This is a genomic window from Nesterenkonia sp., from assembly GCF_029265375.1.
Classification (GTDB): Bacteria; Actinomycetota; Actinomycetes; order Actinomycetales; family Micrococcaceae; genus Nesterenkonia.
In genome coordinates, this window is the sequence record NZ_JAJUJJ010000022.1 from 24,067 (window position 1) to 43,545 (window position 19,479).

Consider the following 19,479-nt stretch of genomic DNA (forward strand, 5'->3'; position numbering starts at 1 on the left):
GATCCCCGCACTCTCCCCCGTGATGCCTCACGGTCAAGTTCCCGGGAAGGGCCCCGTGCCTCATGCAAAAGTTCCCGCGAAATGGGTCCCTCATGCAAAAGTTCCCGCGAAATGGGTCTGGTTCTTGACGGGCAAGTAAATACTTGCATATTGTGGCGGTGTGGACGACGTGTTCAAGGCACTGGCTGACCCCACCCGGCGCACCATCCTGGACGAGCTGCGCGAACGCGATGACCAGACGCTGTTCGAACTGTGCGGCCGCCTGGCCACCAAGCATCAGCTCAGCATCTCGCGGCAGGCGATCTCCCAGCATCTGGAGGTGCTGGAATCCGCCGGGCTGGTGCGCAGCCGCCGGGAGGGCCGCTATAAGTTCCACACCATCGACACTGCGCCGCTGGAGCCCATTGCCCGCCGTTGGTTGGCTTCCGACGCCGGCATCAGCAGCAGGACCGCACCGCCTCGGCAGACGGGGCAGACAGGGGAGACCGCGTGAGAATACACCTGACGAGCGTGCTGGTGGACGACCAGCAGAAGGCGCTGGAGTTCTACACCGAGATTCTCGGATTTCAGAAGAAGTATGACGAGCCGCTGGGCGAGGCCCGCTGGCTGACCGTGGTCTCCCCGCAGGACCCGCAGGGCACCCAGCTGCTGCTGGAGCCGGACGGCCACCCGGCTGTGGGGCCGTTCAAGCGAGCCCTGGTCGCCGACAGCATTGCCTTCGCCTCTTTCGCGGTCGATGACGTGCACGCCGAGTACGAGCGCCTCCGCGCCCTGGGTGTCCAGTTCACCCAGCCGCCTGCCGATATGGGTGAGGTCACCACCGCGGTGTTCGACGACACCTGCGGCAACCTGATCCAGATCGCCACCGAACCCGCCGCAGACGTGACCGCAGCGGATTCCGCGTCCGGCTCCGGCGCCGCGTGAGCATCTCCCCGCCGGAGCAGCCGGCCGGCCGGCCGATCAGGCGGCGCGTGCTGGTGCTGCTCAACCCTGCCGCGGGCCAGGGGTGGGCCCTGGAGCGGGCGCAGCAGCACCTGGACCGGCGCGCGGGGCTGCAGTGTGAGCTGATAGTGCCCGACCCGAGCGACCAGCGGGCGCAGATGGAGGCAGCCCGCAGCGCCGTCGACCGTGGGCTGGATGCGGTGGTGGTCTACGGCGGCGACGGCATGGTCTCCGCAGGTGTGGGACTCACGGCTGAACGGGGCATTCCGCTGGGTGTGGTTCCGGTGGGGACAGGCAATGACTTTGCCCGGGCTGCAGGCATCCCGCGGGGCCGGTCGCAGCAGGCAGTGGGCCGGGTGCTGGACGCCCTGGAGCAGCCCAGCCTGCCGAGCCGGCCGGTGGACGCGCTGCGCCTGACCGTCACGCAGCACCCCAGCACCCCCGCGCCCCACACCGCCGCGCCAGGGGCCGCCGCCCCCGGAGTCCCAGCGACTGATGCTGAGTCCCGCGCAGAGCAGGTGTCCCCGCGCTGGGTGGGGAACTCGGTGAATATCGGATTTGACGCCCGGGTCAACCGGCGGGCCAATCAGCTCTCCAGCGTGCCGGGCCCGCTGCGGTACCTCAGTGCCTTGGCTCGGGAGGTTCCGCAGTTTCGGCCGACGAGCTTCCAGCTGGGCATCGACGCGGCCGCGCCCGTGCAGCTGTCCTGTGCCCTGGTGTGCGTGCAGAACGGCACCTGCATCGGCGGGGGCATCCCGCTGGCTCCGCAGGCGCGGCTCGACGACGGATGGGCTGAGGTCAGCCACGTGGCACCGCTGCCGCGGGCCGGACTCATCGCGCTCTTCCCGCTGCTGATGCTGCGCCGTCACGCCTGGCTGCGCCCGCTGACCACCCGTCGCGCCCGGCAGGTGCGCATCACGGTGCCCGCCGGAGTGCCGGTCTTCGCCGACGGCGACGAGATGCTCTCCGGAGAGTCGGAGTCTCCGGCCGAGGTGACCGTGGAGCTGGTCCCCGGTGCGGTGCGGCTGCTCGGCTGAATTTTCGCCCCAGCCTGACCACGGCTTATCCTATTGCGGGTACATGGGGCTATAGCTCAGTTGGTAGAGCGTCTCGTTCGCATCGAGAAGGTCTGCGGTTCGATTCCGCATAGCTCCACTATTCTTCGGCCGCTGCGCCCGAGCTGCTTCGAGGACCTCGGCAAGCCGGTGGCGCGACGGCTCAGTGTCTCAACCGTCGGTACCGCTCATACAGCACCGGGGTGGAGAACTCCCGGGACTCCACCAGCTCCAGGGGCACTGCCTGGGCCACCGCCGGCAGCAGCGAGGTTCCTCCCCCTAGGATGCGGGGCGCGCGGAAGATGCGGATCTCATCCACCAGGCCACGTTCAATAGCCTGGCCGGCCAGATCGGCGCCCCCGATCTCCACGTCCTTCGGCGTGGAGGCGGACATGGCGGCAATCTCTTCGGCCACCGACCCCTGTGCCAGACAGGCGCGGCCCTCTACGCGGTCCAGGGTGCGGCTGAACACTACCTTCGGCAGCGCAGTCCACACCTCAGCGAACTCAGTGCTCGGGCCGTCCTGCCGCGTTCCCGCATCGGTCTCCCAGGGCAGCATCGTCTCGTAGAGTCTGCGGCCGCACAGCACTCCGCCCAGCTCGCGGACACGCTCCAGATGAAATGCGAAGAGTTCTTCGTCCGGGACGGTCCAGCCGAAGGATCCCTCCCGGTCTGTGATGTATCCGTCCACTGAGGCGGTAATCAAGTAGATCAGCATCTGCGGCCTCCTGGTGCCGGTGGGGCCTCGATGCTACGGGTCGGCCAACGAGGCGCGCCAGGTCTGCGGCCCGCAAGCAGTCGCCATCGCCGTCGCGCCGTGGCGGCCTTGCAGGTGCGGTAAGCCGGAAGGAATGCCCAGCTCTGAACTGGGCCCGCTCGCCGCACCTCAGTGTGGTGGCCGCCCTGGGAGTCGCCGGGTTCGACCCGGTCGGGATCCTCTCCTGCGCCGGCGGGCCCTCCGCGTCGAAGCATCAGTGATCGGCTCCGGGTCCGGCGAGTCAATGCCATAATGAGGCCATGGCCACAGTGTTTGTGCTGATCAAGACCGACCCCCACGGCATTCCGGAGGCGGCGCAGGAGATCGTCAACATCGACGAAGTCGACGCCGTCTACTCGGTGACCGGCAAATGGGATCTCATCGCTGTGGTCAAGGCGCCGTTTGAGGATCTGGCCGACCTGGTGCCGAAGAAGATCGCCAAAGTTGCCACCATTCACGACACCGAGACGATGGTGGCCTTCCGCGAGTACTCCAGCGCAGACCTGGAAGCAGGGTTCGCACTGGGGCTCGATGACTGAGCACCACGACGACGGCGCACTGCTGCGCCTGACTCCGGCGGCGAAGACCGGCCTGGCGATCGCCGCGGCCATCTCCCTGTACGGCATCTCCTTCGGCGCACTGGCGGTGGCCTCCGGGCTGACGTTCTGGCAGACGGTGGCGCTGAGCTTTCTGATGTTCACCGGCGGCTCGCAGTTCGCCTTCATCGGCGTCATCGCCTCCGGCGGCTCCGGGGCGGCGGCTTTCGGCGGAGCAACCCTGCTGAGCCTGCGCAACACCATCTATGCGGTCCAGCTCAAGGCTCTGCTGAACCCCGCCGGGGCCGCCAAATACGCCGCGGCTCAGGTGACCATCGATGAGACCATGGCCACCTCCACCGCCCAGCAGACCGCAGCCGAGCAGCGCCGCGGCTTCTGGATCACCGGCGTCGCGTGCTTCGTAGGGTGGAACCTCGCCACGGTGATCGGAGCCCTCCTGGGTGACTTCATCGCCGACCCGGAGGCCCTCGGACTCGACGGCGCCGTCGTCGCCGCCTTCCTCGGGCTGCTGTGGCCGCGGCTGCGCTCCCGCGAACCCTGGGCGCTGGCGGTGCTTGCCGCCCTGATCACCACACTGACCATGCCGATGGTCCCACCCGGGGTGCCGATCCTCATCGCCGCCGCGGTGGCGGTGATCTGGGGCGTGGTCTCCGCCCGGAAGGAGCAGCCGCTGTGAGTATGGACCCTCAGTCCCTGTGGTTCTGGGTGCTGCTGGCCTGCGCGGCCGCCTACGCCACCAAGATCCTGGGCTACCTGGTGCCCGCCGCCTGGCTGCAGCACCGGCTGGTGACCCAGATCTCCGGTGTGCTGACCGTGGCGCTGCTGGCTGCCCTGGTGGCCATGAACACCTTCTCCGCCGACGACGGCATCACCATCGACGCGCGCCTCGGCGCGCTGCTGGCCGCAGCCGCGGCGCTGCTGCTGCGTGCCCCGTTCATCGTGGTGGTGCTCGCTGGAGCGGCCGCCGCCGCGGGTCTGCGGATGCTCGGATTCCCCTGATCCAGACCCTGCCGCGCGCTGCGGGGAAGTGTTAGCCTCCAGGTAGCGTCGCCACACCGAGGAGTACAAAGGAGTACCCATGGGTGATCAGAACGAACTGCACCGTTTCGAGACCGGCGAGGGATTCATCGCCGCCCTGGACCAGAGCGGGGGCAGCACGCCTAAGGCACTGCGGCTGTACGGGATCGAGGACTCGGAGTATGACTCTGAGGAGGAGATGTTCCGCCTCATCCACCAGGCCCGCACACGGATCGTCACCAGCCCCGCCTTCACCGGCGACCGCATCCTGGGGGCCATCCTCTTCGAAGCCACCCTGGATGGGCAGATCGACGGCAAGGGCTTCGCGGAGTACCTGCGCAGCCGCGGCATCATCCCGTTCCTGAAGATCGACAAGGGGCTGGAGGAGACCCAGCAGGATGTGCAGCTGATGCGCCCGATCCCGAACCTGGATCAGCTGCTCTCCCGAGCCCGCGAGGCCGGCGTCTTCGGCACCAAGGAGCGCTCGGTGATCCACGCCGCCCACCAGGAAGGTATCGCCGCCGTCGTCCAGCAGCAGTTCGAACTGGCGCGCGAAGTGCTCGACGCAGGCCTGGTCCCCATCCTTGAGCCGGAGGTGAGCATCAACGCCCCTGACAAGCAGCAGGCAGAGGAGATCCTCAAGGAAGAGATCCTCAACCGGCTGGAAGATCTGGGCGATGAGAAGGTCGCGGTGAAGATCACCATCCCAGAGATCGACAACTTCTACTCCGACCTGATCGCGCACCCCAAGATCGCCCGCGTCGTCGCGCTCTCCGGCGGCTACACCCGCCAGGAGGCCAACGAGCGGCTGTCCCGCAACCACGGCCTGATCGCCAGCTTCAGCCGGGCGCTGCTGGACGGGCTCACCGCTCAGCAGAGCGACGAGGAGTTCAACCAGACCCTGGATGAGACCATCGAGTCGATCTACCGAGCCTCCCTCACCTGAGGCCCGCTCCTGAGCGCCGCGGGCTGCACGCCGGCGTCCGGCTTCACGCTGATCGACGACGTCGGCATGCTGCTCGCCGAAGCACGCACCGGCGCCGCGGGCGACGACGCGCCGCCTTCCGGACAGGCCGCGGCCTCTGACTCTCGATCTGCCCTGCCGTAGGATGGAGGCACGGCAGCGCTGCTTCACCCCGGTTCGGCCCCAGGACGGCGCCCCGCGCCCGAAGGCCGGCCCGGCGTGCTGCGCTGTGCAGTCCGACCCGACCTCGAAGGAGCTCGCACGTGGCCATTGCAACACCGGAGAAGTACCAGCAGATGATCGACGCCGCCAAGGCCGGCGGCTACGCCTACCCCGCGGTGAACGTCACCAGCTCCCAGACCCTCAACGCGGCGCTGCAGGGCTTTGCCGAGGCCGAGTCGGACGGCATCATCCAGGTCTCCACCGGAGGGGCGGCTTACTGGTCCGGCTCCTCGGTGAAGGACATGGTGGCCGGTTCGCTGGGCTTCGCGGCCTTCGCCAAAGAGGTCGCAAAGAACTACGGCGTCAATATTGCGCTGCACACCGACCACTGCCCCAAGGACAAGCTGGACGGATTCGTTCTGCCGCTGCTGGAGGCCTCCGAGGCGGAGGTCAAGGCCGGGCGCGACCCCATCTTCAACTCCCATATGTGGGACGGATCCGCAGAGACTCTGGAGGAGAACCTGCGGATCGCGGCCGAACTGCTGCCCCGCGCCGCGGCCGCGAAGCAGATCCTGGAGGTGGAGATCGGCACCGTCGGCGGCGAGGAAGACGGTGTGGAGAACGAGATCAATGAGAAGCTCTACACCACCGTGGAGGACGCGGTGGCGACCCTGGAGGCCCTTGGGCTGGGGGAGAAGGGCCGCTACATCACCGCGCTGACCTTCGGCAACGTCCACGGCGTCTACAAGCCCGGCAATGTGAAGCTGCGTCCGGAGATCCTGAAGGAGATTCAGGACGCCACCGGCAAGAAGTACGGCACCGAGCGTCCCTTCGACCTGGTGTTCCACGGCGGTTCCGGCTCCACCGAGCAGGAGATCCGCGATGCCGTCTCCTACGGCGTGATCAAGATGAACATCGACACCGACACTCAGTACGCCTTCACCCGTCCGGTGGCCGGCCACATGTTCACCAACTATGACGGCGTGCTGAAGGTCGACGGCGAGGTGGGCAATAAGAAGACCTACGACCCGCGCGTCTGGGGGAAGAAGGCCGAGGAGAGCATGGCTGCCCGCGTGGTGGAGGCGGCCCAGCAGCTGGGCTCGGCCGGCAAGTCCATCAAGTAGGCCCCCGCCGGACGGCGCGGGCCCGCCGAGGCCTGCCGCATACGTGCTGCGCTGGTGTGCGCCTGCCGCCCGGTGTGTTGCCGCGCGCCCGCCGCCCGCTGTGCTGTCCCTAGCTTTTCACCGCGGGCCGAAAATGGCGTGTCGGTGAAAAATGGGGGACGTGATGGCACGCGGCGGCCGCTGAGAGCGGGCGGCTGCTGGGACGGCCCGAGCCCACATCCGTGAGGCAGGACCGGAAGAGCAGCAGGAAGGGGACACCACGTGGCGGAGCGGAACCGACTGATCGTGCTGGACTTTGACGGCACGCTGTGCCTGGGGGAGGACCCCGTCCTGACCTACGCGCGTGCGGTCGATGCCATGCTGGCCGACCGGGGGCTGTCCGACCGTCTGCCGCGCAGTGTGCACAGCATTGTGAAGCAGGCGCTGGAGCGCGATGACCTGCTGGCAGAGGAGATCGCCTACCGCTCGGATGGGACACCGCTGGCTGCAGCGCAGGGCGAGCCGGCTGAGACGACTGAGGCTCATCCGGTCTCCTGGCCGGTGCAGGACGGCTACCAGCTCACCCAGCTGCTGGCCCATCAGGCCGGACTCACCGCTGAGCAGTCCGGCGCCTGCTTCCGGCAGGCCCGGCGCGAGCTGGTGGACGCCGGTCTGGAGCACTGCGATCTGCACGCCCCGGCCGGCGCATCCGAACTGCTGCAGCAGCTGCGCACCCATGCCGCCGTCGTGCTGATCACCAACTCTCCGGCCGAGGGGTTTGCCCCCTGGCTTGAGACCTTGAGGCTGCAGGACAGCTTCGACGCGGTGATCAACGATGCGCGCAAGCCCTTCGGTATGCCGGCGGCGCTTGAAAGCGCACGCGCCGCAGCAGAGCAGACGGTGCCTGCCGAACACGTGCTCTCGGTCGGCGACATCTGGGCCAACGATCTCCAGCATGTGGCCCGCATCGGGGGCACCACGGTGCTCATCGATCGCTTCGGCACCGGACTGGGGGACCCCGACCACCGGGTGACCAGCTGGGAGGACGCGGCGCCGATCATGAGCGCCTGGTCTGCCGGCAGTCTCTGAATGGCAGCAGCAGACCTACGGCGGTAATGAGCGCCTGGTCCGCTGGCAGTATCTGAGTAGGAGCGGCAGACCGGTGCCAGAGGGAGAGCGTCTGCTCCGTGGGCGGCCTGTGAGAGGCAGCAGCAGGCCTACGGCGGTCATGAGCGCCTGGTCCGCCGGCAGCTTCTGAGCGGGAGCAGCAGGGCGGCGCACGCGTGCCTAGTCCTCCGGCAGTCTGTGAGCGGCAGCCGCCGACCGGCGCCGACTCTGCCCAGGTAAACAACAGGTGACAGCTTCACGAAAAAGCGGCTTTCAGGTTGTGGCAAGGTTCACCGCGCTCTAGAGTTTGGAGCAGACCCGCGGAATCACCGCGGTTCGGGGGCGCGCTCGGCGCCCGGAACGCACCTGCATCTTGATGACCGAAGGACGTTAGACAATGCGTAGAACACCGAAGGCCGCCTTCGCGCTGGCCAGTGTCCTGACTGTGGGCCTGGTGGCCTGTGCCGGCGACGCCGAGGAGATCACCGGCGACGACGACGCCGAGGATCAGACTGAGGAGACCGCAGAGAACGGCGACGGCGGCGACGCAGGCTCGGAGGACGGCGGCGCAGAGATCACGTCCCTGGACGGCGATCCTCTGGTCATCGGCCTGGTCCCCTCTCAGGACCAGGAAGGGATCGTCGAAGATGCCGAGGGCATTGCCGACCAGCTCTCCGAGGCGCTGGACGGGTACCCGGTGGAGATCTTCGTGGCCGACAACTACCTCGGCGTCATCCAGGGCATGCAGTCCGGCGACGTGCAGGTGCTGATGTCCGGACCGGTGGGCATGATCCAGGCCGAGGAGCAGGCCGGCGGCGTGCCGATCCTGCAGGCCATTCGCTACGGCTCCGACCAGTACGTCACCCAGTGGTTCACCAACGACCCGGACACCTACTGCCTGGACGAGCCGGTGGCCGTGGAGCAGGAGGAGGCTGAGCCCTTCCTGTTCTGCAACGGCATCGTGGACGAGGACGGCAACTTCGCCGACTACGGCCCCATGGGTGAAGAAGCGTTGGAGCTGATCGAGGACGGCACCACCGTCTCCTACGTGGACGAGGGCTCCGCCAGCGGCTACTACTTCCCGCAGACCCAGCTCAATGAGCTGGGCATCGAGGTCGACGCTCAGTTCGCCGGCGGCCATGACCAGTCGGTTCTCAACGTCTACAACGGCCAGATCGACATCGGAACCTCCTTCGACGACGCACGCAACAACATCATCGAGGAGGCCCCTGACGTGGGGCAGGAGGTCGTGGTCTTCGCCTGGGCCGGCCCCATCCCCAATGACGGCATCGTCGCCTCCGGGGACCTGACCGAGGAGGAGCGTCAGCTGATCACCGACGCGTTCATCTCCTTCGCCGGCGACGGCAACCTGGGTGAGGGCGACCCGCTCTACGACGTCTACGAGTTTGAGGGCGTCGCACCGGCTGATGAAGCCGCACTGGACGTGGCCCGCCAGGTCTACCAGTCCTTCGGCGACGACGCCTGATCCGACCGCCGCTGAAGCATACTGCTGACCCGGCGCCGCTGAGGCACGGGGTGCGGGGATTCACCGCCTAGACTCAGGCGTGAGACCCGCACCCCGGCTCAGCAGGGATATCACCACATGATCACTTTCGAAAACGTCGACGTCGTCTACCCCAACGGGTTCAAAGGACTCAGCGGAGTCGATCTGACCATCAGCCGCGGAGAGTTCGTCGCCATCGTCGGTCTCTCCGGAGCAGGCAAGTCCACCCTGATCCGGACCATCAACGGGCTGGTGCCCTACACCGCCGGCACTCTGACCGTCGGCGGAACCCTGATGGACCCGAAGAGCAAATCCAAGCTCCGCCAGCTGCGGTCCCGGGTGGGGATGATCTTCCAGTCCTTCAACCTGGTGACCCGCATCAGCGTGCTGAACAATGTGCTCACCGGTCGCTCAGCGTTCACCCCTACGTGGAGGTCGCTGCTGGGCTGGTACCGGGCTGAGGACAAGGAGATCGCCTTCCAGTCCCTGGAGCGGGTCGGGATCGTGGATAAGGCCTATAACCGGGCCTCCGCGCTCTCCGGCGGCCAGCAGCAGCGGGTCGCCATCGCCCGCGTGCTCGCCCAGGACCCAGAAGTCATCCTTGCTGATGAGCCGGTGGCCTCCCTGGACCCGCCGACTGCCCACCAGGTGATGCGTGACCTGCGGCGCATCCAGCAGGACTTGGGCATCACCTGCATTGTGAACATGCACCACCTGGACCTGGCCCGCAGCTACGCAGACCGCATCATCGGAATGCGCGCCGGCTCAGTGGTGTTCGACGGCCCCACCAGTGAAGCCACCGACGCGGTCATCGAGGAGGTCTACCAGCGCTCGCTGACCGCTGAGGACGTGGCCGCCGTCGACGTCGCCGTCAGCCTGGACGATCTGCCAACCGCCCCGGAGCAGGAGGCTGCGGAACCGACTGCCACACAGGCCGCGGACGGCCAGGCCCAGCAGCCTGTGGCAGCCCCCGGCGGTGAGACCGAACAGGGCCGGACGTGACTGCTGCTGTCTCGCCTGCCGACGCCGGCCCCGCCGCGGAGGTGAAGCCTGCGTCCCGACCCACTCCGCCCAGGCCCAGCCTGGCGATCTACCTGGGTCTGGCCGCACTGGCGGTGGCTGCCTTCATCTGGTTCTGGCAGACCCGGGAGTCCACCGCGGTGCTGTATGTGCCGCTGGGGGAGATCATGCTGTGGGCCCCGCAGAATCCGCTCATCGGATTCCTGGTGATGCTGGCGGTTCTGGCGGTGTGCTGGCGCACCCGCACCGGGGCTATGGCAGCGTTCGGCGCGCTGAGCTTCGTGATCTTCACCTACTGGGCCGGTGCGCGCATCAACTTCTCCCTGACCAGCATCCCGGAGCGGTGGAGCAACCTGGAGGGTCAGCTGCAGGCGTTCTTCCGGCCCAACTGGTCCTATGTGTTCGGCGTCTGGGACCAGTGGCTGACCACCCTGAACATGGCCATCGTCGCGACGGCACTGGGCTGCTTCATCGGCCTGCTGCTGGCCATGATCGCCTCCCCGGTCTCCAGCCCGAACAAGCCCACCAGCCAGAGCGTGAAGGCGCTGAACTCGGTGGTCCGCTCCATCCCGGACGTGGGATGGGCGCTGCTGTTTGTGGCACTGATCGGAGGCACCGCCTACGGGCTGGGTCCGCTGGCCGGTGTGCTGGCGCTGCTGATGTTCAACATCGGCATCGTCGCAAAGCTGCTGGGCGAGACCATCGATGCGGTCAGTCCCGGGCCCATCGAAGCGGCCGACGCCGCCGGGGCGAACCTGCTCCAGCGCGACCGGATCGCAGTGCTGCCGCAGGTGATGCCCGGATTCGTCTCCTACAGCCTCTACGTCTTCGAGCTGAACATCCGCGCCTCCACCGCCATCGGCATTGTGGGGGTCGGCGGCATCGGCCAGGAGCTGAGCCTGCAGATGAACCGGTTCGCCTGGGAGAACGTGGCCGCGATCCTCTACGCACTCATTGTGGTGGTGCTGCTGGTGGACCTGTTCTCCATGTGGATCCGCAGGAGGCTGATGTGAGCACCGAGGACCGCCGCCCCGATCAGCCCAGCACCGAGCGGCCCAACACCGATCAGCTCAGTAGCGAGCGGCCCAACACTGCCGGGCGGAGCGCAGAGCATGCTGGGACCGCGCGCCGCAGCACCCACGCCGGCCCGGGCAGCAGCTCCCGGCCGGACGCCAACCGCACACCGGAGGGGAAGCCGGCCTATCAGCCGGACCTGTTCGACCGGCCGGTGCGGCCCTCCAAACTCGGCTACAACCTCGCGATGATCGCGGCCGGGATCATTGTCATCGCCGCCTTCTACGGCACCGGCATGGACCTGGGCGCGCTGCTGCAGATGCCGGGAAATATCTGGCAGTACGGGCAGCTGATGCTGCAGGGGATACTCCAGCCCTTCGACATCACTGATCCCGACGACGTCGTGCGCGGCTACTGGATCCAGTCCTTCAATGCGATGATCGAGTCAGTGGCCATCGCCTGGATCGGCACAATCATCGGTGCGCTGTTCTCACTGCCCATGGGATTCCTGGCCGCGCGCAACATGTCTCCGCTGGGCATCTATCTGCCCACCCGGTTCGTCCTGGCGGTCATCCGCGCCGTGCCGGAGATCATCTTCGCCATCGCGATCATGATTCCGCTCTTCGGCGTCGGCGGCCGCGGCGGCGCGCTGGCCGGAGCGTTCGCGCTGGGCATCAGCGCCATCGGCACGCTCTCGAAGCTGATCTCTGAGGCTGTGGAGGCCGTGGACACCGGTCCGCTGGAGTCCGCCCGCGCCTCCGGGGCGAATCAGGTGCAGATGATCCGCTGGGCGGTGCTGCCCCAGGTGATGCCGGAGGTCATCGCGATCTGGCTCTACCGGTTCGAGGTCAACATCCGCGCCTCAGCGATCCTGGGTGTGCTGGGCGCCGGCGGCATCGGCGCACTGCTGTCGACCGTGTTCGACGCCCGCGCCTGGGACCGGATCGGCATTGTGCTGGTGGCCATTGTGGTGGTGACCATCATCGTGGATCAGATCTCCGCGTTCATCCGGCACCGCGTGATCCACGGGGCTGCGGTCCGTGCCCGCCGCGGCGGAAAGGCCGACGACGACGGCGGCTCCGGGGGAGACACTCCGCCGGTGGATGACGACCCGGCACCGAAGGAGCAGCGCGCCGCCGCGGGGTTGTAGGTCAGGACCGTAGGATATGACCTATGAGCATGGTTGGTCGCAATCTGATGGAGCCGGAGCCCACGCTGCTGCCGGCTGAGCCTGAGGTCACCGAATCACTGGCAGCCGGTGAGGAGCCGGTGGACCTCGCGGCCAAGCACCCCACCTCCTCGCTGGTGTGGGCGCTGCTGGCCGAAGAGGCCCTCGACGCCGGCTACACCGTGGAGGGATACGCCTACGCCCGGGTCGGCTACCACCGCGGCCTGGACGCCCTGCGCGCCAACGGGTGGCGCGGAGCCGGCCCCGTGCCCTGGAGCCACGAGCCCAACCGCGGATTCCTTCGCGCGCTGGCCGCGCTGGGCCAAGCCGCCGCCGCCATCGGCGAAGAGGCGGAGGTCGAGCGCATCACCACGCTCCTGAACGACTGCGACCCGGGAGCCCAGCAGGAGATCTCCGCGCTGCGCGGCTGAATACCCGGCCCGCCGGCGCGCCTGGGGCTCAGGCCCCGGCGAGCCGCTGCTCCCCGGGGCCCGGGGCGCTCGCCTGCACATAGACGATGCGTCCCACCCGGTGGGAGGCCTCCTCGATCACCGCGGCGTGGAGGAACCCAGCCTCGGTGAGCAGCTGCACCAGCCCGCCGTCGCCGTGCTGCTTGGCCGGCCGGTCGCTGTCGTGGTGGTGCTCCCCGCTGTGCCCGTGGCCTGCCATGTCCGCCAGCGTGATCCGTCCGCCGGGGGACAGCACCCGCAGTGCTTCGCGCGCGAACCGCTGCTGCTGCTCGGCCGGCAGGTGATGCACTGCGAAGGAGGAGACCACGTGATCGAAGCTGGCCGGCTCACAGGGCAGCCGGTCGGCGAACCCGACCACCAGCTGCAGCGGGAGACTCCGCACTGGGGCGGGGTTGCCGGACCGGCCCAGGCGGCGCCGGAGCATCCAGCGCCCAGCCCGGCGGGCGGCACGGCGCAGCGCATCGGCATCGGGATCCAGCCCGGTCACCTTCGCATCGGGGTGCTGGGTGAGGATCTGCAGGCACAGCTCCCCGGCGCCGCAGCCGACGTCGAGCACCCGCTGGCCAGGTTCGATCCCGGCGAGCTCGGCGGTGCGGCTCCGCAGCCGGTGAATCCCGTCCCACCGGTGGCGCAGCAGGCGCAGCGGGTTCAGCCACCTGCGCTCCGCGGCGGGCATATAGTCCCGGGCAGCTTCCTCCGGGGTGCGGGCATCGGTGATGGGAACCTGTGGGGGACGGGCACGCCTGAACATGGCAGCAGACTACCGGCGACTCATTACACTGATCGGGGCCGCGAAGCCCAGCACAGGGCGTGAGGAGGACCGGGATGGCCAAGCTGTACTTCCGCTACGGGGCGATGAACTCCGGGAAGTCCACTGGACTGCTGCAGGCTGCGCACAACTATGAGGAGCGCGGCCAGCGGGTGCTGCTGGCCAAGCCGGCGCTGGACACGAAGGGCGCCTCAGAGATCGTCTCCCGGCTGGGCGTGACTCGGACGGTGGACTTCCTCATCGGCGCGCAGGATGATCTGCGTGAGCTCTTCGGTCAGCACGCCGCGGCCAGCACTCCGGGCACGCTGCTCGACGACGCCGATGAGGACGCCGCCCGCGCACTGCGCAGCGGGGTGAAGCCGGTGGCCTGCCTGCTGGTGGACGAAGCCCAGTTCCTCACCCCTGAGCAGGTGGATGACCTGCTGCGCATCGCGGTGCTGGATAACGTGCCGGTGCTGGCCTACGGCATCCGCACAGACTTCCGGGTCCGGGCCTTTCCCGGCTCGGCCCGGCTGATGGACATCGCCCACTCATTGGAGGAGCTGAAGACCATCTGCCGGTGCGGGCGCAAAGCGGTGTTCAACACCCGCCGGATCGGCGATGAGATCGTCTTCGACGGCGACCAGGTCGCCATCGAACAGGCCGAGGTGACCTACGAATCGCTCTGCGCTGCCTGCTATCTGGACGCCAGCGGCGGCCGGCTGGGCTGAGGCGGCCGGGCGTAAGTCTGCTCGGCGCGTCAGCGACCTCTCAGACGGCCGGAACCTCGGCGTCCCGGCGGCCGGGCGCGGGTTCACCCCGCACCCAGCGCACCAGGTCGCGCACCCCCTCGCCGGTGACGTCGTCGTGATGCTCCGGGAGTGAAACGCCGTCGTCGGCTGATCATTCGGCGCGCAGATGTGCGGCGCCGCCACCGGCGTCGCGCAGCGCTGAGACGCCGGAGGTCGATCCGACGACGGCGTCCCCGGAGGGTTACAGCAGATCTGCGCGTCGCCGTGCGACTGCATCCTCCAGCGCGGCGAGCACTGCCGCAGACGGGACCACAGAGCCTGAGCAGTAGGAGCTGACCCTGGAGCGGGAGGTTCCCACCAGGCGTGCCACGTCTTCGTGTGTGCCGTTGAAATCGTCCACCAGGGCGCGGAATCGCTGCGAGAACCGCTCGCGCTCACTGGCTCGGGCATCCTGCAGTGACCTGCTGAGCAGCGCGACGACGCCGGAGTCCTCAGCAAGCTCGAGTGCCTCCTCCAGGTCTGCCGCTGCTTCGCCGTAGGGCTCTTTCCGCACGGCGGAGGCAATGCGCTGCCAGTGCTCCAAGCCGCCGCGGTCAATGGCGGTGAGGATGCCCTCGACGCCCCACTGATCGACGGGATCTTCCGGAGAGACCGTCAGGTTCCGGAATTTCACCGGTAGTCCCTCCTTGTCATGCGCCCGGCTACGTCGGTGAGAACTTCTGTGACGTTCTCCCACTTCTGCCAGCGCGGCCTCAACCCCTTGTAGTTCTGCAGTCTCTGAAGAGAGCGCGAGTCTTTGGGTCTGGGGTCAGCAAGCTGCCGCGCCACCTGGTCGGCCACCGGAGTGCCGCGCTGACCGGGGTCGGTGTAGTACCGGTCGATCTCTGAGAGCGTCTGTGCCGCACGCCCGCGACCGTACCGGTGGGAGAGTGCCGCGATATCCAGGTAGTCGCGCACTTGGTTCCGCTTCACCGCCAAGAATGCTTTGATCCTCAACGTCTCCTCCTGGGTGGGCACTCGTACCGTGCTGCCGCTGGGCAGGCCCACTTCACGGACCTCGAGAGGGACTGTGCGTATGAGCTGGCGCACCCCCGCTTCGATATCGCCGATCTGTCCCAGAATGACTTTTCCCGGGGTCACGCGGTTGGTGACCCAGTCAGGTTCTGATTCCAGAGCCTCAAGAATGATGTCGTACCGATCTCTCAGGTCTCCCACCACGTGATCATGGTCGTGCGAGGTGCGGTGCCCGGCGTAGAGTGCGGCAGCCGTCCCGCCCACCCGTGTGGCATCAGGGATCCGTTCTTGGAGTTCGGCGGCTGACTCCAGAACTTCCACCAGGCCGGCATTCAGCTCCTCGATCGGATAGTGATCACTCACGGTGCCCTCCGGCTCAGAAGTGCTCGGGATGCGTGCAGGGGAGCTGGCGGAGATCCGCGGGGGACGGCCCCTGCCGGGACGTCCTGTCGAGGCATCGGCTCCACTCTGATGGTATCAGATATGATACACCGGCATCGATCTGGGCGCAGGCGCCGTTGGTAGACTCACTTTGGCCCGTAATCTGCCCGGAAGGACCTGCCCATGCCAGCCATCGTCATCGTCGGTGCCCAGTGGGGCGATGAGGGGAAGGGCAAGGCGACGGACCTCCTCGGTTCACGCGTGGATTATGTGGTCAAGCCCAATGGCGGCAATAACGCCGGGCACACTGTGGTGGTCGGCGGCGAGAAGTTCGAGCTGAAGCTGCTGCCGGCCGGAATCCTCTCCCCGAATGCGACCCCGGTGATCGGCAACGGCGTGGTGGTCAACCTGGAGGCCCTCTTCGAGGAGATCGACGGACTGGAGGCTCGCGGGGCGGACACCTCCCGGCTGCGCATCAGCGCCAACGCCCACCTGGTGGCGCCCTACCACCAGACCATGGACAAGGTCACCGAACGCTTCCTGGGCAAACGGGCCATCGGTACCACCGGCCGCGGCATCGGCCCCACCTATATGGATAAGGTCGGCCGGCTGGGCATCCGGGTGCAGGACATCTTTGACGAGTCCATCCTGCGGCAGAAGATCGAGGGGGCCCTGCGGCAGAAGAACGAGCTGCTGGTCAAGCTCTACAACCGCCGGGCGATCACCGTGGACGAGATCGCCGAATACTTCCTCAGCTACTGCGAGCGGCTGCGCCCGATGGTGGTGGACTCCACCATCCTGCTCAACGACGCACTGGACGAGGGCAAAGTGGTGCTCATGGAGGGTGGGCAGGCCACCTATCTCGACGTCGACCACGGCACCTACCCGTTCGTGACGTCATCGAACCCCACCGCTGGCGGCGCCTCGGTGGGCTCGGGCATCGGACCGACCCGCATCACCCGCTCCATCGGGATCGTGAAGGCTTACACCACACGTGTGGGCGCCGGACCGTTCCCCACTGAACTCTTCGACGAGTGGGGCGAGTACCTGCAGAAGACCGGCGGCGAGTTCGGCGTCAATACCGGGCGCCCGCGCCGCTGCGGCTGGTACGACGCCGTCATGGCCCGCTACGCCGCCCGCGTCAACGGGTTCACCGACTTCTTCCTCACCAAGCTGGACGTGCTCACCGGGATTGAGGAGATCCCGGTGTGTGTGGGCTACGACGTCGACGGCACGCTGCACCGCCAGATGCCGATGACCCAGACGGAGTTCCACCATGCCGAGCCGGTGTATGAGACCTTCCCCGGTTGGGAGGAGGACATCACCGGTGCGCGCACTCTGGAGGATCTGCCGCCTAATGCGCGGGATTACGTGCTGGCCCTGGAGGAGATGTCCGGCACGCGGTTCTCCGCCATCGGCGTGGGTCCCGGCCGTGACCAGGTGATCCAGATCCGCGACCTCATCGACTGAGCCCCTGCGGTCGGACGGGCTGAGAATCGCCCCAGAACTGGCCGTCAACCAAATATAAGCTGAACATAAACTGTAAATCTCTCAGTAGGTGTGCTAGCTTGGCACCCGAGTGTCAGTTCTGGGATGCCCTGTCTCCCTGACTTGACGCAGGTGAATCCGGCGCACCGGCGGATCAGGAATCCGAGGCTTCCAGCCAAGAGGTGTTGAGTCGGTAATTGGATATGGCTAGCAACTCTGAGGGAGTCCAAGTGAGGGACAGAACTACAGATGCGCACCAGGCGGGAGCGAACCCTCCGGGGTCGCTCAAACGCCTAGGGGCGGTCTTCACCAGCGCCGCGCTGGTCTCGGGACTCACCATGGTGGGCAGCGCTCCGGCGTACGCCGACGACGGTGAGCACCGCAGCCATGCACTGGCGACGCTGATCGACGCCGATGCGCTCGGCCTGGACGTTGCCACCGTCGGCACTGCCGAGCAGAACTACGTAGACAATGCCGGCGATGATCCTGTCACGGGCACCGTCGATGTGGATGCCCTTGGGGGAGTCCTCAACCTAGATGTGGGGGGAGTCTCGGTTCCCATCACGCTTGACGGCACCAACGTGGGGGCCGCCAGCAACTACGCCTCCACGCCGCTGCCGTCGGAGGCCACCGCCGCCTCGGGCACCATCACCGGCGACGGCGCGATCGACGTCGGCGGCGCCTCCGGCGACTTCGCGAACGTCAATCTGACTGCCGCCCTATCGCAGCTGGGTGTCGACACCACGGGCGTCATTGATGCAGTGGAGCTGCAGCTGCGTGCCGTGGCCTCCAGCGTAACCGAGGAAGCCGGCACGATCAGCAGCGACTACACGCTGGCCGGTGCTGATCTCGTAATCGACTCCCCGGCGGTCGGAGCGCTCACGGATGACCTTACTGCCGTCGTCGCGGGCCTGGATGAGACTCTGGACGCGACACTGCAGGACAATATTCTCGGTGAGATCCCACAGACGGAGATTGACGTTCTGGGGCTCCTCGGCGTCCAGATTTCTGAGCCTGTACTGGGTGTCGACGTCGACCTCCAGTCAGCGCTGGCTCCCGTGCTGGAGGGAGAGCTGACCGGCGAGTCCGGCGCGGTGACCATCGACCTCTCCACCGGACAGATCCTGGTGGATGTGGAGCAGCTGTACGCCGGGGGAACTCTCAATGGGCTGGATCCCAATACTCAGGTGCTTTCTGAGACCGAGCTGAGCGCGATCACCACTGAGGTGACGAATATCCTTTCTGGGCTGGGTGCCACCCTCGACGAGGTGCTCACGGCGGCTTTGGAGGACACCTCGGTCACCATCGAGCTGACCGGGTCCGTGAGCCTGCTCGGCGGTTTGATCGCGGGCGATATTGCCGACATCTCCATCGATACCACCCTGGGTGATCTGCTTGAGGGCGGAGTGACCTCCGACGATATTGAAGTGACCCTTCTGGAGGGCATTCTCAGTGACGTACTCGGCGTCATCGGGGTGGGTGCAGAAGAACTGTTGAACGGGCTGGTCGCGGCGGTGCTGGACGACATCGTGGGACCGCTGACCGATGGTCTGGTCACCGCTCTTCCAAGCCTGGAGGAGTTGCTGGGCGACGGCGTACAGGGCGTTGTTGACGGCTTACTGGCCGCCCTCGGGCCGACGCTCGATGCACTGCCAGGGCTTGTCAGCCTCACCGTCAATGTGCAGCCGACCGAACTGGGTGAGCTCGGCGATCTGGGCGAGACGTCCTTCACCGTGCGAGCAGCTGAGCTGACGGTGCTTCCCAATGCGGGGGCGGTCGCCCTTCCATTGGCATCCTCCTCTGTCTACGCAGAGGATTTCGCCGCGGACCCGGTGGTGACTGTTGCTCCGGAGAGTGTCTACGCAGGCGAGACAGTCTCGATTGACGGCACTGGCTACTGGCCCGACTCCACCGTCGACGTCGAGATCCTCGACGCCGACGGAAACGTCGTCGACACCATCGAAGGCGTCGCGGTCAACGCGGACGGCATCTTCACCACGGACTGGACCGTGCCCGAGGGCACCGAGCCCGCCGAGCTGACGGCTGTGGCCACCGATGTGGACCGTCCGGAGGTCACTGCTGAAGCTCCGTTCACCGTCCTTGAGGACCAGACCGGCGACCGAGGAGACTGACGCTGACGCGGATGCTGCGGTGGACCCGGATGCTGAGGCTGATGCTGATGCGACCGAGGAGACTGACGCTGACGCGGATGCTGCGGTGGACCCGGATGCTGAGGCTGATGCTGATGCGACCGAG

The 19,479-nt window shown here is 67.3% G+C and carries 21 protein-coding genes and 1 tRNA gene; 18 read left to right on the top strand and 4 right to left on the bottom strand.

Annotated features, from left to right (window positions below; translation table 11 throughout):
- The first annotated feature begins 160 nt into the window (after nucleotides 1-160).
- From Q1K09_RS09785 to Q1K09_RS09800, 4 genes are all read left to right on the top strand, one after another.
- Complete coding sequence (locus Q1K09_RS09785; RefSeq protein ID WP_300345220.1) at nucleotides 161-493, top strand: metalloregulator ArsR/SmtB family transcription factor; 333 nt, start codon at nucleotides 161-163, stop codon at nucleotides 491-493.
- Nucleotides 490-924, top strand: a complete 435-nt coding sequence (locus Q1K09_RS09790; RefSeq protein WP_300345221.1) for a VOC family protein — start codon at nucleotides 490-492, stop codon at nucleotides 922-924. Before Q1K09_RS09785 ends, Q1K09_RS09790 begins: the two co-directional genes overlap by 4 nt.
- Nucleotides 921-1,979 (top strand): diacylglycerol kinase family protein, encoded by a 1,059-nt coding sequence (locus Q1K09_RS09795; protein WP_300345222.1) that lies wholly within the window; start codon nucleotides 921-923, stop codon nucleotides 1,977-1,979. Before Q1K09_RS09790 ends, Q1K09_RS09795 begins: the two co-directional genes overlap by 4 nt.
- A 45-nt stretch (nucleotides 1,980-2,024) precedes the next feature.
- Nucleotides 2,025-2,097, top strand: a tRNA-Ala gene (locus tag Q1K09_RS09800).
- 63 nt (nucleotides 2,098-2,160) lie between these two features.
- Here the strand turns inward: Q1K09_RS09800 and Q1K09_RS09805 are convergent.
- A complete protein-coding gene (locus Q1K09_RS09805; RefSeq protein WP_300345224.1) occupies nucleotides 2,161-2,715 on the bottom strand; it encodes a dihydrofolate reductase family protein in 555 nt (184 codons plus the stop codon).
- Between the two features lie 299 nt (nucleotides 2,716-3,014).
- Here Q1K09_RS09805 and Q1K09_RS09810 point away from each other — a divergent pair, with 299 nt between their 5' ends.
- The 11 genes from Q1K09_RS09810 (at nucleotide 3,015) to Q1K09_RS09860 (ending at nucleotide 12,801) form a co-directional block, all read left to right on the top strand.
- Nucleotides 3,015-3,293 (top strand): Lrp/AsnC ligand binding domain-containing protein, encoded by a 279-nt coding sequence (locus tag Q1K09_RS09810; protein ID WP_300345226.1) that lies wholly within the window; start codon nucleotides 3,015-3,017, stop codon nucleotides 3,291-3,293.
- Nucleotides 3,286-3,987 carry an AzlC family ABC transporter permease gene (locus Q1K09_RS09815; protein ID WP_300345228.1) on the top strand — a complete coding sequence of 234 codons (702 nt, stop codon included), beginning with the start codon at nucleotides 3,286-3,288 and terminating at the stop codon, nucleotides 3,985-3,987. Before Q1K09_RS09810 ends, Q1K09_RS09815 begins: the two co-directional genes overlap by 8 nt.
- A 2-nt stretch (nucleotides 3,988-3,989) precedes the next feature.
- Entirely contained in the window at nucleotides 3,990-4,310 is a 321-nt protein-coding gene (locus Q1K09_RS09820) for an AzlD domain-containing protein (protein WP_300345252.1), read from the top strand.
- A 79-nt stretch (nucleotides 4,311-4,389) separates the two neighbouring features.
- Nucleotides 4,390-5,274, top strand: a complete 885-nt coding sequence (locus Q1K09_RS09825) for a fructose bisphosphate aldolase (protein WP_300345229.1) — start codon at nucleotides 4,390-4,392, stop codon at nucleotides 5,272-5,274.
- A gap of 281 nt (nucleotides 5,275-5,555) precedes the next feature.
- The gene (gene fbaA / locus Q1K09_RS09830) at nucleotides 5,556-6,578 is read left to right on the top strand and encodes a class II fructose-bisphosphate aldolase (protein WP_300345231.1); all 1,023 of its coding nucleotides are present in this window, start codon (nucleotides 5,556-5,558) and stop codon (nucleotides 6,576-6,578) included.
- A gap of 261 nt (nucleotides 6,579-6,839) precedes the next feature.
- On the top strand, nucleotides 6,840-7,646 hold the full coding sequence (locus tag Q1K09_RS09835) for an HAD family hydrolase (RefSeq protein WP_300345232.1): 807 nt from the start codon (nucleotides 6,840-6,842) through the stop codon (nucleotides 7,644-7,646).
- Nucleotides 7,647-8,061: 415 nt separating this feature from the next.
- A complete protein-coding gene (gene phnD / locus Q1K09_RS09840; protein ID WP_300345233.1) occupies nucleotides 8,062-9,150 on the top strand; it encodes a phosphate/phosphite/phosphonate ABC transporter substrate-binding protein in 1,089 nt (362 codons plus the stop codon).
- A 117-nt stretch (nucleotides 9,151-9,267) separates the two neighbouring features.
- Nucleotides 9,268-10,170: a phosphonate ABC transporter ATP-binding protein gene (phnC, locus tag Q1K09_RS09845; RefSeq protein ID WP_366909300.1), complete on the top strand. Its 903-nt coding sequence runs from the start codon at nucleotides 9,268-9,270 to the stop codon at nucleotides 10,168-10,170.
- A complete protein-coding gene (gene phnE, locus Q1K09_RS09850) occupies nucleotides 10,167-11,201 on the top strand; it encodes a phosphonate ABC transporter, permease protein PhnE (protein ID WP_300345235.1) in 1,035 nt (344 codons plus the stop codon). The genes phnC and phnE (Q1K09_RS09850) overlap by 4 nt, the downstream gene beginning before the upstream one ends.
- Nucleotides 11,198-12,352: a phosphonate ABC transporter, permease protein PhnE gene (gene phnE / locus Q1K09_RS09855; RefSeq protein ID WP_300345237.1), complete on the top strand. Its 1,155-nt coding sequence runs from the start codon at nucleotides 11,198-11,200 to the stop codon at nucleotides 12,350-12,352. Before phnE (Q1K09_RS09850) ends, phnE (Q1K09_RS09855) begins: the two co-directional genes overlap by 4 nt.
- Before the next feature lie 23 nt (nucleotides 12,353-12,375).
- Nucleotides 12,376-12,801 carry a DUF3151 domain-containing protein gene (locus Q1K09_RS09860; protein WP_300345239.1) on the top strand — a complete coding sequence of 142 codons (426 nt, stop codon included), beginning with the start codon at nucleotides 12,376-12,378 and terminating at the stop codon, nucleotides 12,799-12,801.
- A 28-nt stretch (nucleotides 12,802-12,829) separates the two neighbouring features.
- Here the strand turns inward: Q1K09_RS09860 and Q1K09_RS09865 are convergent, their stop codons facing one another.
- Nucleotides 12,830-13,591: a class I SAM-dependent methyltransferase gene (locus Q1K09_RS09865; protein WP_300345241.1), complete on the bottom strand. Its 762-nt coding sequence runs from the start codon at nucleotides 13,589-13,591 to the stop codon at nucleotides 12,830-12,832.
- Nucleotides 13,592-13,665: 74 nt separating this feature from the next.
- Here Q1K09_RS09865 and Q1K09_RS09870 point away from each other — a divergent pair, with 74 nt between their 5' ends.
- Nucleotides 13,666-14,319 (top strand): thymidine kinase, encoded by a 654-nt coding sequence (locus Q1K09_RS09870; RefSeq protein ID WP_300345242.1) that lies wholly within the window; start codon nucleotides 13,666-13,668, stop codon nucleotides 14,317-14,319.
- Between the two features lie 262 nt (nucleotides 14,320-14,581).
- On the opposite strand, the gene Q1K09_RS09875 is transcribed toward Q1K09_RS09870, so the two are convergent.
- Nucleotides 14,582-15,013: a helix-turn-helix transcriptional regulator gene (locus Q1K09_RS09875; RefSeq protein ID WP_300345243.1), complete on the bottom strand. Its 432-nt coding sequence runs from the start codon at nucleotides 15,011-15,013 to the stop codon at nucleotides 14,582-14,584.
- The gene (locus Q1K09_RS09880) at nucleotides 15,010-15,717 is read right to left on the bottom strand and encodes a hypothetical protein (protein WP_300345245.1); all 708 of its coding nucleotides are present in this window, start codon (nucleotides 15,715-15,717) and stop codon (nucleotides 15,010-15,012) included. Before Q1K09_RS09880 ends, Q1K09_RS09875 begins: the two co-directional genes overlap by 4 nt.
- A gap of 201 nt (nucleotides 15,718-15,918) precedes the next feature.
- Here Q1K09_RS09880 and Q1K09_RS09885 point away from each other — a divergent pair, with 201 nt between their 5' ends.
- Nucleotides 15,919-17,205, top strand: a complete 1,287-nt coding sequence (locus Q1K09_RS09885) for an adenylosuccinate synthase (RefSeq protein WP_300345246.1) — start codon at nucleotides 15,919-15,921, stop codon at nucleotides 17,203-17,205.
- Nucleotides 17,206-17,453: 248 nt separating this feature from the next.
- On the top strand, nucleotides 17,454-19,355 hold the full coding sequence (locus tag Q1K09_RS09890) for a choice-of-anchor G family protein (protein WP_300345247.1): 1,902 nt from the start codon (nucleotides 17,454-17,456) through the stop codon (nucleotides 19,353-19,355).
- Nucleotides 19,356-19,479: the final 124 nt, after the last annotated feature.

What these genes read in the sequence shown, in the direction of transcription:
- Q1K09_RS09865 (WP_300345241.1), bottom strand. Translation starts at nt 13,591, where the DNA reads ATGTTCAGGCGTGCCCGTCCCCCACAGGTTCCCATCACCGATGCCCGC.
- Q1K09_RS09825 (WP_300345229.1), top strand. Translation starts at nt 4,390, where the DNA reads ATGGGTGATCAGAACGAACTGCACCGTTTCGAGACCGGCGAGGGATTC.
- Q1K09_RS09820 (WP_300345252.1), top strand. Translation starts at nt 3,990, where the DNA reads ATGGACCCTCAGTCCCTGTGGTTCTGGGTGCTGCTGGCCTGCGCGGCC.
- Q1K09_RS09885 (WP_300345246.1), top strand. Translation starts at nt 15,919, where the DNA reads ATGCCAGCCATCGTCATCGTCGGTGCCCAGTGGGGCGATGAGGGGAAG.
- Q1K09_RS09870 (WP_300345242.1), top strand. Translation starts at nt 13,666, where the DNA reads ATGGCCAAGCTGTACTTCCGCTACGGGGCGATGAACTCCGGGAAGTCC.
- phnD (WP_300345233.1), top strand. Translation starts at nt 8,062, where the DNA reads ATGCGTAGAACACCGAAGGCCGCCTTCGCGCTGGCCAGTGTCCTGACT.
- Q1K09_RS09815 (WP_300345228.1), top strand. Translation starts at nt 3,286, where the DNA reads ATGACTGAGCACCACGACGACGGCGCACTGCTGCGCCTGACTCCGGCG.
- Q1K09_RS09810 (WP_300345226.1), top strand. Translation starts at nt 3,015, where the DNA reads ATGGCCACAGTGTTTGTGCTGATCAAGACCGACCCCCACGGCATTCCG.
- phnC (WP_366909300.1), top strand. Translation starts at nt 9,268, where the DNA reads ATGATCACTTTCGAAAACGTCGACGTCGTCTACCCCAACGGGTTCAAA.
- Q1K09_RS09805 (WP_300345224.1), bottom strand. Translation starts at nt 2,715, where the DNA reads ATGCTGATCTACTTGATTACCGCCTCAGTGGACGGATACATCACAGAC.
- Q1K09_RS09860 (WP_300345239.1), top strand. Translation starts at nt 12,376, where the DNA reads ATGAGCATGGTTGGTCGCAATCTGATGGAGCCGGAGCCCACGCTGCTG.